The organism is Nonomuraea sp. NPDC049695, from assembly GCF_040674955.1.
Taxonomy (GTDB): domain Bacteria; phylum Actinomycetota; class Actinomycetes; order Streptosporangiales; family Streptosporangiaceae; genus Nonomuraea; species Nonomuraea helvata.
On record NZ_JBFANV010000057.1, the window covers coordinates 38,455 to 52,407 of the forward strand.

The following is a 13,953-nucleotide window of genomic DNA, read 5'->3' on the forward strand; positions in this document are numbered from 1 at the left end:
GCCTCCCGCCGGGGCGGCCTCCGCCGTTCAGTGGGCGACCGTGACCACGACCTTGCCGACCTGCGCGTTCGACTCCAGGTACTGGTGAGCCCGTACGATCTCGTCCAGCTCGAACGTGCGATCCACCACGGGCTTGAACGCGCCGGTCCGCAACCCCGACGCGACGAACGCCTCGGCGCGGCGCAACCGGCGCGGCTCCTTGGTGATCTCGAAGAGGGTGAAGGTACGCACGTTCAGCGCGGGCATCCCCAGCTCCATGCCGGGATGCGGGGTGGGCTGCCCGCTCAGCGCCCCGTACAGGAAGATCGTGCCGCCGGGGGCGACGGCGCGGGCCAGCTCGACCACCCCCGGGCCGGCGACGGCGTCGAGAACGTACTCGGCGCCCCGGCCGCCGGTCAGGGCGAGCACGCGCGCCGCGACGTCCTCCTCGTCGGAAACGATCACGTGCGCCGCGCCCTCCTTGAGCAGCCGCTCCTTCTTCGCCGCGGTGCGCGTGACCGCGATCGGAACGGCGCCGATCCGGTTGGCCGTCTGGATGGCGGCCAGGCCCACGCTGCTGGAGGCCGCGTTCAGCACGACCGTGTCGCCCGCCCGCGCGCCGCCGACCTCGACCAGGGCGCCGTACGCGGTGATGTAGGGCATCCAGACGGCGGCGCCGGACACGGCGTCGACCTCGTCGGGACGGTGGAGGACCGCCGCGGCGGGGACGATGGCCTGGGCGGCGTACACGCCGTAGTCGTTCTGGGAGAAGGCGGGCACGACGCTGACCCTCTCTCCCACGCCGAGCCCGGTGACCCCCTCGCCGACGGCCTCGACGACGCCGGCCGCCTCGTAGCCGAGCCTGCCCGGCAGGTGCTTGACCGGCTCGATGTACTGGTCGAGACGGAACATCACCTCGGCCCTGTTGAGGCCGATCGCGTCCACCCGGATGCGTACCTCTCCGGGGCCGGGCTCGCCGACCTCGAGGTCTTCCAGCCGCATCGTCTCCGGCCCGCCGATTTCATGGAAACGCACCGTTCTGGCCATGGTTCGTCCGTCCTGTTGCCTCAGTTGGTAGTGATCCACTGAAGCAGCAAGGTACGATCGCTGTCAAACTTCGATGTCTGTCGTACTTTGAGGCGAACCGATGGCCGACAGGGCGGCGCGGGCGACGGCCGTGCGTTCGGCCGCCTCGCGCCCGGCGGCCTCCCGCTCCGCCGCGGCGCGGCTGTCGTAGGCGGCGCGGGCCGCGGCGATGGCGTTCTGGTGTTCCTCGGTCCAGCCGACCAGGGCGCGGATGGTGCCGTGCAGGGTCGCGCCCATCGGCGTCAGCGCGTAGTCGACGCGCGGCGGGACGGTCGGGTGCACGGTGCGGCTCACCAGCCCGTCACGTTCGAGGTGCCGCAGGGTGCGGGTCAGCATCCGCTGGCTGACCCCGTCGATCGCGCGGCTCAGCTCGGTGAAACGCAGGCTGCGCCTGTCCAGCAGCGCGATCACCAGAAGAGACCACTTGTCGGCGATGCGGTCGAGGATCTGCCGCACCTCACAGTCGGCGCGCTGATCCCACTGGAGAACGTCGTCGTCGAGGCCGGTATCCGCGCAGTAACCGAGGGACTCGAAAGTGCCGTCTTCCATGCTCACCGATGGTGCCCGACGATGCTGTCGGTTACAAGAGGGAACCGGCAGGCATTCGGGGAACCGACCCCGGACCGGTTCCGCGACAAAGAGGGAGTCGGGGTACCGATGTCCAATTCCGTCACTGAATCCGCCGGTGGGCCGGCCCGCCTGACGGGGCGTGCGTGGGGCGTGCTGCTGGTGTTGTGCGGCGCCATCTTCCTGGAGGGGATCGACGTGGCGATGCTCAACGTGGCGCTGCCGTCGATCCGCGCCGACCTGGGCCTGTCCACCGGGACGCTCAGCGGGGTCGTCAGCGCGTACGTGCTGGGCTACGGCGGGTTCATGCTGCTGGGCGGGCGCGTCGCCGACCTGCTGGGCCACCGCCGGATGTTCGTGTTGTGGCTGGCGGTCTTCCTGGTCTTCTCCGGGCTCGGCGGGCTGGCCACGGAGGGCTGGATGCTGCTGGTCGCCCGGTTCGTCACGGGGGTCGCGGCCGCGTTCATGGCCCCCGCCGGGCTGGCGCTGGTCACGTCCACCTTCCCGGAGGGGCCGGCGCGTACCAAGGCGCTCGGCGTGTACGCGGGGACGGCGGCGGGCGGGTTCTCGCTCGGCGTGGTCGCGGGCGGCGCGCTCGCCTCGTTCGGCTGGCGATGGGTGTTCTTCGCCCCGGTCATCCTGTCGGCGCTGATCCTGGTGGCGGCGCTCGCCCTGGTCCGCGACCCGGGCGGCCGGCGCCCCTCGGGCGGCTTCGACCTGGCGGGGGCGTTCACCATGACCGGGGCGATGCTGCTGCTGGTGTACGGGGTGGTCCGGCTGGAACACGCCGGCGACGGCCCCGCCCTGACCGCCGGCGTGTTCGCCGCGGGCCTGGCACTGCTGGGGGTGTTCGCCGCGATCGAACGGCGGTCGTCGTCCCCGCTGCTGCGGCTGGGCATCCTGCGGAGCGCGCCGCTGGTGCGCGTGAACGTGGCCGCGTTGCTGTTCCTGGCCGCGTTCGCGGGCTTCCAGTTCCTGGCCACCCTGTACTTCCAGGAGCTGCGCGGCTGGAGCACGATGCAGACCGGCCTGGCCATGCTGGTGATCGGCATCGACACCGTCCTGGCGCCCTTCCTGACGCCGCGCCTGGTGAACCGCTTCGGCAACACCCGCGTGCTGTTCGGCGGCATCGTGCTCGCGGCGGCCGCGTACGCGCTGTTCCTTCCCGTCGGGATGGACTGGACCTACGCCGCCATGCTCCCGTCGCTGGTCCTGCTCGGGCTGGCCTTCTCCCTGGCGTACGGTCCGCTGACCATGGCCGCCACCGACGGCGTCGCCGAGGAGGAGCACGGCCTGGCGGGCGGCCTGCTCTACACCTCCATCCAGTTCGGTACGGCACTCGGGCTGTCGGCCGTCACCGCCGTCAGCGTCGCCGCCGGCTCGGGCCTGGACGGCCTGCGGACCGCGCTCATCGTGCCCGTGGCCGCGGCGGCGCTCGGCGCGATCGTCATCGCGTCCGGCCTAGTACGCCCGCCGCACCTGGCAGCACACCCCCGAACGCGACCACCCCGGCCGCCGTCTGACAAGGGAAGAAGACCGATGGCCACTCGAGTTTCGTCATTCGCCGAGATCTCCGACCAGTTCGACGCCTACATCGGCGACATCGTGTACGCGACCATGACCACCGTCGACACGAGGGGGCGGCCGCGCGCCCGGGTCCTGATCCCGGTCTGGGAGACCGTGGACGGCGCTCCCCTGGGCTGGCTGGCCACGTACAGGACGCCGGTCAAGACCGCCCACCTGGCGGGCAACCCGCACACCACGCTCTCCTACTGGACACCACGGCAGAACGCGGTGAGCGTCGACGCCGTCGCGAGCTGGGTCGACGATCTGGAGACCAAGCGGCACGTGTGGGACCTGTACCGGCGAACGAGCCCGAAGGGCGCCGGGTACGACCTGGGCAACTTCTGGCACGGCGGACCCGGCGACCCGGGAACTGCACGTGCTCCGGCTGGAGCCCTGGCGCGTCCAGGTGATCAGGGGGACGGACCTGCGCAGCAGGATCTGGTACGCCGCGGGAACACGCTGACGGGGCACGGCGGCGTGCGACTCGATCGCGCCCGAGCCCGCAATTTCATCATCGGGCCGCTCACGGCCGCTGCGGCAAAGGCGGAACGTCTGCTGGGAAAGTTGTCCAGGCTGCGTGAGATGCTCACAAGGAAACCTGCGGGCTGACCATTCAGATGGCGGCCGAAACGGCCTCGCCGTTCTCCTCTGCCCACTTGGTGAGCATGGCGATGGGCTCGATGAGGGTTGTGCCGAGTTCGGTGAGTTCGTATTCGACCCGGGAGGGCACCTCAGCGTGGGCCATCCGGCTGACAAGCCCGTACCGCTGGAGCCGCCGGAGCGTCTGGGTGAGCATCTTCTTGGAGATGCCGCCGATCAACTCGACCAGCTCACCGTGCCGGCGCGGAATCACGACCAGGCGCCCTGGCCGCCGCCACGATGATGTCCGCCGGCCTCACCGCGACGCAGGTGGCCGGCGCCGCTCACGCGGGGCTGGAGTGGGCGGCCAGGACGCGCCAGCCGTGCTCGTCCGTGTGGGTCCAGGTCCGGGTGTAGGCCATCCGTCCGGCGAACGGCGTTCCGGCGAAGGTGCCCTCCAGCGTGCCGAGGAAGCAGGTGACACCGGTGTCCCCCGCGACGAGCACGGTGAGGTCTTCCTGGGCGACCTTCGTCATGATCTGTGTGCGGGAGCGGTGGTTGTGCAGATCGAGCTCCTTGGCGCCCGGGTGGCACAGGCCGTCCGGCGGTCCGGTGAAGACGAGCTGCTCGTGGAGCAGCCGGTCCAGCTCTTCGACGTCTCCGGCGAGCTGCGCCGCCTGCAGGCGGTCTTCGGCCTGGCGCAGCTCATCGATGAGGGTGGCGTGGTCGGCCATGAAGAGCCTCTCTGGTGATCGATCCGTACGCGGACTGGACATCATAGTCAGCGCCCCAAGGCGCACCACCGACGTGGGTGATGCGGAGGAGTCGGGGCCGTCGTCCTCACCTCGGCGGAGGCGGCCGGCCGGGCGTGATCCGGCCGGCGAATCGTCGGCCCGGCACGCCGTCTCGTCGCCGATCCGTTTATTTCCCCAGATGTCCTGGGTACGTTTCCCAACATGTCTTGGGAAAACGACGCCGAAGAGCTGGTGCCGCTGCGGGCGCTGGCCAACCCGTTGCGCATCCGCATCGTTTCCCTGCTCACCGGCACGTCGATGTCCGCCACGGAGGTCGCCGAGGAGCTGGGCATCGCCCACGGCTCCGCCAGCTACCATCTGCGCCACCTGGCCAAGGCGGGTTTCCTGCGGCAGGCCGACGAGGAGCCGGGGCAGGGCGGAGGCAAGGGCCGGCCTCAGCGCCGATACCGCTACGACCCATCGAGCGGCGCCCGGCTGGACCGTACGGACGCCGGGCAGGTCATGCACCAGGCGCTGAGCACCGATCTGGCGCGACGGCTGCGCAAGACCCGGCGCCGGCGCATGTCGATGGACGCGGAGGTGTGGCTGGACAGGGCGGTCTGGGAAGAGGTCGTCGGCCTCGTCGACCAGGTGATGGCCCTCGTCCACGACAAGGCCGGCCCGCCTCGCCGCGATGACGCGATCAAGGTCAGCGTCACGGCGCTCCTGCTGGAGCTCGGCGAGTGACCACCGCGCGCCGGGGCATCTGCATGAACGCGCGCCCGCACCGCCACCGGCTTTCTCGCGATCGGCCTGCTCATTCCGGCTGTGCCGAGATACCTGAACGCGGAAACGGGCATGGCGGGCGTCGCGCCGGCGATCACGCGAGCCGCTGCCGCGCTCGCCCGGCCCTTCGCCGCCCGGGCGCCCTGCGCGGCGGGTTCACCGTGTCCGCCCTCATGCCGGCCGCCGCCCTGCCGCTCTTCCTCCCCTCTCCGCCCGTGAAGGAGATCCCCCGTGACCATTCCCCCCGCAGATCTGGCCCGGTACGCCGACGTCGTGTTCGACGTGGCCGTGCCCGTCGAAGCCGGCGACAGGGTGCTCGTCAACGCCGAGATCGAGCACGCCCCGCTGGCCCGGGCCCTGGCAGAGGCGGCCTATGCCCGAGGCGCCCGCTATGTCGACATCTGGTACTTCGACCCCTTCGCCAAACGCTCCCGCGTCCAGCACGCGCCCATCGAGACACTGAGCGAAACCCCGGGCTGGCTGGACGTCCGCAACGACGAGCTGGAACGGCACGGCGGCGTGCTCGTCAACATCCGCGGCGCCGCCACCCCCGACCTCCTCGCCGGGCAGGACCAGGTCCGGGCCGGCAGGGACCGCATGCCCCAGCTCGCCTCCCGGCTCCGGCTCCGGCTCCACAACCTGGCCCGATGGACGATCATCCCGTACGCGACGCCGGAGTGGGCGCGTGCCGTGTTCGGCGAGCCCGACCAGGCCCGGCTGTGGCGGGAGCTGCGCGGCATTCTCCGCCTCGACGAGCCCGACCCCGTTGCGGCCTGGCAGAGCCGGATCACCGAGCTGGTGCGGCGGGCGGAAACGCTGAGGAAGATGAAGCTCGACACCGTACGGTTCGAGGGCCCCGGCACCGACCTGACCATCGGCCTGCTGCCCCAGGCCCGCTGGGCGGCGGCGCGGCTCGAGGACGGCAAGGGCCGGGCCTTTCAGGCCAACCTGCCCACCGAGGAGGTGTTCACCACCCCCGACCATCGCCGCGTCAACGGCGTCGTACGCTCGACCCGTCCCCTCGCCCTCAACGGCAGCGTCATCCGCGACCTGGAGCTGACCTTCGCCGGCGGCGTGGCGACCAGGGTGCGGGCGAGTACGGGCGCGGACGTCGTCCGCACGCACCAGGCGACCGACCAGGGGGCGGCCCGGCTCGGCGAGCTGGCGCTGGTCGACGGCTCGTCCCGGGTCGGCCGGAGCGGCATCACCTATCTGGAGACCCTGCTGGACGAGAACGCCACCTGTCACCTCGCCTGGGGTGCCGGCCTGCCGCCCGGCGTGCCGGAACAGCTGCGTTCCCGCCCGGACGCGGCGGGCGTGAACGTCTCCGCGGTCCACGTCGACTTCATGGTGGGCGGGCCGGACGTCACGGTCACCGGCATCACCCGCGGTGGAGGCCGGGTGAAGCTGCTCCGCGACGACGAGTGGCAGATCTGAGGCGCGAGCGCTGCTACCCCCGTCACCACGGGGACCAGGTCGTCAAATCCGCCTGTCGCTCCGCTCCCTTAAATGACTTGCATGAAGCTAGTAAGTTGAGAGGATCGGTAGCATCATGCAAGCGGGCGGTGGTGGTCTCAGATGCTGGGCCAGGTTGACAAGGGCCGGAGCATCTCGGGGAGCGGGTCAAAGGTCTACGGCGACGAATCCGCCCTTGGCTTCGTCAGCACCGATCCCTACCGGCCCCATGAACAGCCCGTCAGCAAGCCGCGGACTCCTTTCCGCTCCCTGGTCGCGTACGCCCCTCCCGGGGTCAGCGCGTTCGGGCTGAGCGCGGTCAACGGCCTCTTCGCGGACCGCAGCCACATGGGGTTACCCAGGTTCGATTTCTCCCTCTGCTCCGACCGGGCGGGTGCCCTGAACACCGACGTCGGCATGTGCATGCAGGTCGATCACGGGCTGGAGGCGATGGCGGCCGCCGACCTGATCATCGTGCTGCCCACCGAGCGCCGCCCGCTCCCCCGGTCCGCGGCCCTCGACCACGCGCTGACGGCCGCGCATCACAGGGGAGCGCTCATCGCGGCCTACTGCGCGGGCTCACTCCTGCTGGCCGAGACCGGTCTGCTCGACGGCCTGCGCGCCACGACGAACCGGTCCCTGACCGCTCACCTGGCCGCCCGTCACCCGGCGATCCAGGTGGAAACCGACACCCTCTACGTCGACGAAGGCCAGGTGATCACCGGGGCGGGCGCCGCCGCCGACATCGACGTGTGCCTGCATCTCCTGCGCCGCGAGCACGGCGTGGCCGTGTCCAACGCCGTGGCCCGCGAGTGGATGGTGGCACCACGCCGCGAGAGCGGGCAGACCCACTATGTTCCGAGCTTCTCGGAGCTCGGCACCCGGTCGCTCGCCGACGACGAGGACGCGCGGCTGGCCGACCTGCTCGCCTGGGCACGTACCCGCCTGAACCAGCCCTTGACGGTCAGCGAGCTGGCCCGACAGGCCCTGATGAGCTCCCGGACCTTCGCCCGGCGCTTCCAGGCCGTCACCGGCACCACCCCCTACGCGTGGCTGACCGAGCAGCGGCTCGACCTGGCGGAAGAGCTGCTGGCGACCACGATCTTGCCGATCCGGGAGATCGCGGGCCGCGCCGGGTTCCGTTCCAACGGCGTGCTCCGCAGCCAGTTCGTCAAGCGCCATGGCATCTCCCCGACCGACTACCGCCGGCGCCAGCGGTCTGCCGCCGCGCGTAGGCCGGGTCAGTGAAGGAACGCTTCGGCCAGCGGCTCGGGCGCGCACCCAGTCGCTGCCCTTTCGCCGGGCGAGCCGGGCGAGCCGCGCGCACGCGACGGCGCGGCGACCGAAGCGACTGGAGCGACTCAAGTCGCCGATAAGATACGCGCCGGTCGCCTCCGCCATCCGATCCCGAGCTGATGTCGGAATTCCGTCGCTTCGGTCGCTTTTAACCAAGAAGAGCCCAGCGGCCAGCGCTTTCCCCCAGCGACTCACGACGGCCCCACACCCTCACCCCACCACCGGCGCGGCGACCGGCAGGGCAGAGCCGCCGCCACTTCCCCTTGAGTCGCTGTTCACCCCCCGGTGAACGCCACCCCGAGAGGGCCTGTCGGCTAGGCTTTGACGCCAAGACCAAAACTTCAGTCGCTTCAGTCGCTACGGTCACTTCCGCAGCCAGGCACACTCGCCGTCGGCGTGACGTTCCCGCGGTCAGCGACACAGCCGAACATCGGATCAGAGGCAGGGAAGGAAGACGTGACGCTGCACTCCGACGGTCATGGTCACCTCGCGGCTCTCCCCCACCCCCGCCCGCTGGACATCGCCCTGTGGTGCGCCGGCCGGTCCTGGCCGGTGCACCCGCTCCGGCCGGGCGCGAAGACCCCTGCGGGCAACTGCCCCTCGTGCGCCGAGCGCGGCCATCCGGCACGGCAGTGCCCCTGCCTCAAACAGGGCCGCTGGTGTCACGGATTCCACGCGGCGACCCTTGATCCGGAGCGCATCACGTCCTGGTGGACCCATACGCCAGGCTTCGGGGTGGGGGTGGCCTGCGGGCCCGCCCGGCTGGTGGTCATCGACATCGACGCCCATCCCACCCCGGTCCCCGACCGCGGACGGCTTCTGCCCGGCATCACCATCGACCCCCGGGTCGACCTGTCCGGGCTGGCCAACGGTTTCCACACCATCGCCGTTCTCGCCGCGCTGCGCGGCGAGAGGAGTCCCGCCGACGACGAGACCACTCTGCGGGTACGCACCCCTTCGGGGGGACTGCACGTGTGGTACCGGGCGGCCCCCGGCGAGACGTACCTGTGCTCGACCGGATCGGGACCCGGTCGCGGGCTGGCCTGGCAGGTCGACGTACGCGCCACCGGCGGATACATCATCGCGCCCGGGACGCGGACGAAGGACGGCGCCTACATCGCCCTCGGCGACCGCAGAGAGCCCGCACCGCTGCCCTCGTGGCTGCGCCAGGAACTGACGAGGACCGGCCACCTGGCCTCCCCGGACCCCGCGCCGAAGACGCCCGCCGTGCCACCGCGCGCCCGCCTGGCCGTGCTGGAGGCCGGCGGCGGCCTGGGCAGCATGGCTGAGCGCGCATTACAGCGTCTCATCGCGGACGTGGAGGCCTGCCATCTGGTGCCGGAAGGCGCCGGCTTCAGCGCGAAGCTGAACCGCGCCGCCTACACCGCCGGCGGGCTGATCGCCGCCGGTCACCTCACGCACGACACCGCGTACGCCGCACTCACCCGGGCCGCGCAGCATGCCCGCCCCGGCCAGGAGCGACGGTTCGAGCGCATCATCGACTCCGGCCTGGCCGCAGGCCGGCGCCGCCCGTTCCACCCTCAGGAACGATCATGAGCACGTCCGCAGGCCGGGACGAGTTCGACCCCGTCGCCGCCGCCCAGCAGATCCTCGACCTGTCCGGCGCGGCGGGGTCCGGACCGCTGCCCCCGGCCCGCCCGCAGCAGCCCGCCTTCGCCGGCGGCGCGGGTCTCCTGCCGGACAGCCTGACCGACCGGGGCAACGCCAAGCTGTTCGTGCAGCTCTACGGCCGCGACTTCCGGTACGTCCCCGGCATGGGCTGGTTCCGCTGGGCGGGGCATCGCTGGGTCCTGGACGAGAGCGACGCCGTCATGTGGGCCGCCGGTGAGATGGCGGAGCAACTCGCGGCCTTCGACCCCCGGGGCCGTTTCAGCACCGCCGAGCTGCGGCGGCATCGGCGGCGCGCCCTGTCCACCACGGGCATGCACGCCCTGCTCGCCCAGGCGAAGGCGGCCCCTGGAATGGTCCTGGCGCCGTCCCTGCTCGACGCCGACCCCTACGCGCTGTGCACCCCCGCGGGGGTCGTGGACCTGCGTACGGGCGCCATCGCGCCCCCCGACCCGCTGAAGCAGGCGCACTCGCGCTCCACCACCGTCTCTCCCCGGCGCTCGCCCACCCCCCGATGGGAGCGATTCCTGGAGGACACGTTCGGGACGGACGACGAGGGACGCCAGACCATCGACTTCCTCCACGTGCTCCTCGGGTACTCGATCACCGGCGACGTCGGCGCCCAGATCATGCCGTTCCTGTACGGGCAGGGCAAGAACGGCAAGTCCGTGCTGGTCGAGGTGATGCTGCAACTGCTCGGCGACTACGCGGACGCGGCCCCTCCCGGCTTCCTGATGGCCAGGACCTTCGACAGCCATCCGACGGAGCTGGCGGAGCTGCACGGCCGTCGCGTCATCGTGTGCTCGGAGCTCAAACCCGGCGACCGCTTCGACGAGGCCCGGGTCAAGCTGCTGACCGGCGGCGACAAGATCAAGGCCCGCCGGATGCGCCAGGACTTCTTCAGTTTCGACCCGACCCATCACCTCTGGCTGCTCGGCAACCACCGTCCCGAGGTCGCCACGGGCGGTTTCGCGTTCTGGCGGAGGCTGCGGCTCATCCCGTTCGAACGGGTCGTGACGGAAGAAGCCAAGATCGACAACCTGGCCCGCATCCTCGTCCAGGAAGAGGGGCCCGGCATCCTGGCCCTGCTGATCGAGGGCGCCGGCCGCTACCTGAGGGGCGACAAGGACCTGTCAGGACCGCCTCGCGTGCAACTGGCGACCGACGCCTACGAGGCGACGGAGGACGTCGTCGGCCGGTTCATCACCGAGGCGTGCAAGCTCGACCCCGCCCTGCGGGCCGAGCAGGCGAGCCTCTACAGCGCTTACACTCGGTGGTGTGGTCACGAAGGAGCTACCCCGGTCTCGGCCCGGGCCTTCGCAGCCCGCGTGCGTGACACCCTGGGCATGGCCTCGCCGAGGGAGATGCTCCTGTCGAACTCTCGCAAGTTCTACCCGGGGCTTGGCTTGATCTCCGACCTTGACGGTGAGGAGTTGCAGCGGTGAGCGCTTCGATCACACCAGACGACCTGACGTACGAGACCGAGCTGGTATGGCTCGAGGACATCGAGGACCTCGACTACGTCCGCCAGTCCCTCGACCGGCTGCCGACCCGCGGGCGCAAGCCCGCCTACCACCGCAACGGCAGGATGGTGGGCTACGCCATCCTGGGGCCGGCCGCCAAGGGGTCGCCGGCGTCGGGGGCCTTCCTCCGGCGGGTGTTCTGGCTGGCGCCGCACGACCGCGACCAGCAGCCGCAGGGCTTCTACAGTACGGGGGCTCCGGTGGAGGCGGTCGATCCGCGCACGCTCGCGCCGCGGGTGCCCGGCAGGAAGACCGAGCGTTCGGAAGGCGGTCCTCCCTCGCCCGCCATGGTGGAGCTCGGGATCACGCTCGACAAGGCCTGAGGGTATTACCCCTGGTTCAAGAGGCCGTGGCGGGCTCGACCGGCACCGAGTCACGCGTATCGGCGTCACGTGATCGGCAGGCTTCGGCGATGGCGTTGGGGTCCCAATAGAAGGGGCGGCATTCGAGCATCTCCATCATCGGCCAGGACATCGCCGGTTATGCCGCCCGCGACGTCACGGTCGCCATGCGGGCCCTGCGTCAGTGCCTGGCCTGGCACGCGGAGGGGCGCCTCGCGCCTCGTGTACCGACGGCCTTCGCCTTCTCCGAGGCGTCCAAGGCGCTCGGTCTCATCGCCGACGGCACCGCGCCCGGCAAGCTCGCTCTCGACCTGACCGTCCCCCGGTGACAGCCACGGCCGCCCGTGTGTCAGGCCTTGTCCAAGGTGATCCCGAGCTCGACCATGGCGGGCGAGGGAGGACCGCCTTCCGAACGTTCCGTCTTCCGGCCCGGGGAGCGCGGTGCCAGCGTCCGGGGATCGATGGCCTCCACGGGCGCCCCGGTGGAGTAGAAGCCCGTCGGCTGCTGGTCGCGGTCGTGCGGCGCCAGCCAGAAGACCCGGCGGCGGAACGTCCCGGAGACCGGCGAGCCCTTGGCGTCCGGCCCGAGCACCGCGTAGCCCACCATGCGGCCGTCGCGGTGATAGGCGGGTTTACGGCGGCGGCTCGGCAGGCGGTCGAGGCTCTGCCTCACGTAGTCGAGCGCCTCGATGCTCTCGAGCCACACCAGCTCGGTCTCGTGCATGAGGTCGTCGGGATCGATCGAAGCACTCATCGCGGCAGCCCTTCACCGTCGAGATCGGAGATCAAGCCGAGCCCTGGATAGAACTTACGAGAGTTCGACAGCAGCATTTCCTTCGGTGAGGCCATCCCGAGTGTGTCACGCACCCGTGATGCGAACGCCCGAGCCGACACCGGAGTGGCTCCTTCACTTCCGCACCAACAGGTGTATGCAGTGTACAGGTGCGCCTGTTCTGCTCGCAGTCCGGGGCCGAGTTTGCACGCCTCTGTAATGAACCGTCCAACGACGTCCTCCGTCGCCTCGTACGCGTCAGTGGCAAGTCGTACCCGCTGAGGACCGGACAAATCCCTTTGGCCGTTCAAATAGCGGCGGGCTCCGTCGACCAGCCAGGCGAGAATGCCGGCGCCCTCCTCCTGGACGAGGATGCGCGCCAGGTTGTCGATCTTGGCTTCTTCCGTCACGACCCGTTCGAACGGGATGAGCCGCAGCCTCCGCCAGAACGCGAAACCGCCCGTGGCCACCTCGGGACGGTGGTTGCCGAGCAGCCAGAGGTGATGGGTCGGGTCGAAACTGAAGAAGTCCTGGCGCATCCGGCGGGCCTTGATCTTGTCGCCACCGGTCAGCAGCTTGACCCGGGCCTCGTCGAAACGGTCACCCGGCTTGAGCTCCGAGCACACGACGATGCGGCGCCCGTGCAGCTCCGCCAGGTCGGTCGGGTGCCCGTCGAAGGCCTTTGCCATGAGGAAGCCCGGCGGGGCCGCGTCGGCGTAGTCCCCCATGAGCTGCAGCATCACCTCGACCAGGACCGACTTGCCGTTCTTGCCCTGCCCGTACAGGAACGGCATGACCTGGGCGCCGACGTCACCGGTGATCGAGTACCCCAGCAGGAGATGGAGGAAGTCGATCGTCTGCAGGCCGTCGGCGTCGTCACCGAAGGTGTCCTTGAGGAAGCGATGCCAGCGCGGCGTCGGCGCGTGCTCGGGTGACAGCGTGGTGGAGCGCGAATGCAGATGCGTGGCCGGGTCGGGGGGTGACATGCGGCCGGTACGGAGGTCCACCACGCCGGCGGGCGTGCACAGGGCGTACGGGTCGGCGTCGAGCATGGCGGGCGACAGCACCATGCCCGGGGCGGATCTGGCCTGGGCCAGCAGGGCGTTCATGCCGGTCGTCGACAGCGCCCTGCGACGATGGCGGCGCAGCTCGCCCGAGGAGTATCGCCCGCGCGTGTCGAACACGGCCAGCTGCTCGGCCATCTCCCCCGCCGCCCACATGACGGCGTCGCTCTCGTCCAGGACCCAGCGATGCCCCGCCCAGCGGAACCAGCCCAGGCCGGGCACATGCTTGAAGTCCCTGCCGTACAGACCCACGAAGAGCTTGGCGTTGCCGCGATCGGTCAGCGTGTCGGGAAAGAGCCCGTTGTCCGTGGCGACGGGTTCCTCGGACGATCGTACCCGCACGACGGGCTCCTCCGCCGAGACATCGGTCAGGTCAAGGATCTGTTGTGCTGCGGCCACCGGGTCGAAACCCCCCGGGCCGGTTGAGGGCGTCATGATCGTCCTTGAGGGTGGTGCGGGGCCGCGGGAGTTCTGTGACCGAGTGCCGTCAGGGCGGCCGGCCAGGGGGTACGGGGACAGCCCCAGGCACGCGCCGGCGACTGAGGGAAGACGAGCCCGGGATGGGGACCGTCGTGG

The 13,953-nt window shown here is 70.8% G+C and carries 14 protein-coding genes; 8 read left to right on the forward strand and 6 right to left on the reverse strand.

Annotation, left to right across the window (positions count from 1 at the left end; translation table 11 throughout):
• Nucleotides 1-27 precede the first annotated feature (27 nt).
• Nucleotides 28-1,026 carry a zinc-dependent alcohol dehydrogenase family protein gene (locus AB0J64_RS36905; RefSeq protein ID WP_364037861.1) on the reverse strand — a complete coding sequence of 333 codons (999 nt, stop codon included), beginning with the start codon at nt 1,024-1,026 and terminating at the stop codon, nt 28-30.
• 63 nt (nt 1,027-1,089) lie between these two features.
• Nucleotides 1,090-1,614, reverse strand: a complete 525-nt coding sequence (locus AB0J64_RS36910) for a helix-turn-helix domain-containing protein (RefSeq protein ID WP_364037864.1) — start codon at nt 1,612-1,614, stop codon at nt 1,090-1,092.
• Nucleotides 1,615-1,722: 108 nt separating this feature from the next.
• Here AB0J64_RS36910 and AB0J64_RS36915 point away from each other — a divergent pair, with 108 nt between their 5' ends.
• Nucleotides 1,723-3,807, forward strand: a complete 2,085-nt coding sequence (locus AB0J64_RS36915; RefSeq protein ID WP_364037867.1) for an MFS transporter — start codon at nt 1,723-1,725, stop codon at nt 3,805-3,807.
• A 4-nt stretch (nt 3,808-3,811) separates the two neighbouring features.
• Here AB0J64_RS36915 and AB0J64_RS36920 read toward each other — a convergent pair whose 3' ends face one another.
• Entirely contained in the window at nt 3,812-4,051 is a 240-nt protein-coding gene (locus AB0J64_RS36920; RefSeq protein WP_364037870.1) for a helix-turn-helix domain-containing protein, read from the reverse strand.
• A 70-nt stretch (nt 4,052-4,121) separates the two neighbouring features.
• A complete protein-coding gene (locus AB0J64_RS36925) occupies nt 4,122-4,511 on the reverse strand; it encodes a nuclear transport factor 2 family protein (protein WP_364037873.1) in 390 nt (129 codons plus the stop codon).
• A 222-nt stretch (nt 4,512-4,733) separates the two neighbouring features.
• On the opposite strand from AB0J64_RS36925, the gene AB0J64_RS36930 reads away from it, so the two are divergent.
• The 7 genes from AB0J64_RS36930 (at nt 4,734) to AB0J64_RS36960 (ending at nt 11,870) form a co-directional block, all read left to right on the forward strand.
• A complete protein-coding gene (locus AB0J64_RS36930) occupies nt 4,734-5,258 on the forward strand; it encodes a helix-turn-helix domain-containing protein (RefSeq protein ID WP_364037876.1) in 525 nt (174 codons plus the stop codon).
• A 270-nt stretch (nt 5,259-5,528) separates the two neighbouring features.
• Nucleotides 5,529-6,734, forward strand: a complete 1,206-nt coding sequence (locus AB0J64_RS36935) for an aminopeptidase (RefSeq protein ID WP_364037879.1) — start codon at nt 5,529-5,531, stop codon at nt 6,732-6,734.
• A gap of 141 nt (nt 6,735-6,875) precedes the next feature.
• Entirely contained in the window at nt 6,876-8,000 is a 1,125-nt protein-coding gene (locus tag AB0J64_RS36940) for a helix-turn-helix domain-containing protein (RefSeq protein WP_364037882.1), read from the forward strand.
• Nucleotides 8,001-8,504: 504 nt separating this feature from the next.
• A complete protein-coding gene (locus AB0J64_RS36945) occupies nt 8,505-9,605 on the forward strand; it encodes a bifunctional DNA primase/polymerase (protein WP_364037885.1) in 1,101 nt (366 codons plus the stop codon).
• Entirely contained in the window at nt 9,602-11,122 is a 1,521-nt protein-coding gene (locus AB0J64_RS36950) for a phage/plasmid primase, P4 family (RefSeq protein ID WP_364037888.1), read from the forward strand. The genes AB0J64_RS36945 and AB0J64_RS36950 overlap by 4 nt, the downstream gene beginning before the upstream one ends.
• Nucleotides 11,119-11,523, forward strand: coding sequence for a DUF6009 family protein (locus AB0J64_RS36955; RefSeq protein WP_364037891.1), 405 nt, complete (start codon nt 11,119-11,121; stop codon nt 11,521-11,523). Before AB0J64_RS36950 ends, AB0J64_RS36955 begins: the two co-directional genes overlap by 4 nt.
• Nucleotides 11,524-11,708: 185 nt before the next feature.
• Nucleotides 11,709-11,870, forward strand: coding sequence for a zinc-binding dehydrogenase (locus tag AB0J64_RS36960; protein WP_364037894.1), 162 nt, complete (start codon nt 11,709-11,711; stop codon nt 11,868-11,870).
• A gap of 20 nt (nt 11,871-11,890) precedes the next feature.
• Here the strand turns inward: AB0J64_RS36960 and AB0J64_RS36965 are convergent, their stop codons facing one another.
• Nucleotides 11,891-12,295: a DUF6009 family protein gene (locus AB0J64_RS36965; protein WP_364037897.1), complete on the reverse strand. Its 405-nt coding sequence runs from the start codon at nt 12,293-12,295 to the stop codon at nt 11,891-11,893.
• On the reverse strand, nt 12,292-13,812 hold the full coding sequence (locus AB0J64_RS36970; RefSeq protein ID WP_364037900.1) for a phage/plasmid primase, P4 family: 1,521 nt from the start codon (nt 13,810-13,812) through the stop codon (nt 12,292-12,294). Before AB0J64_RS36970 ends, AB0J64_RS36965 begins: the two co-directional genes overlap by 4 nt.
• Between the last annotated feature and the right edge of the window lie 141 nt (nt 13,813-13,953).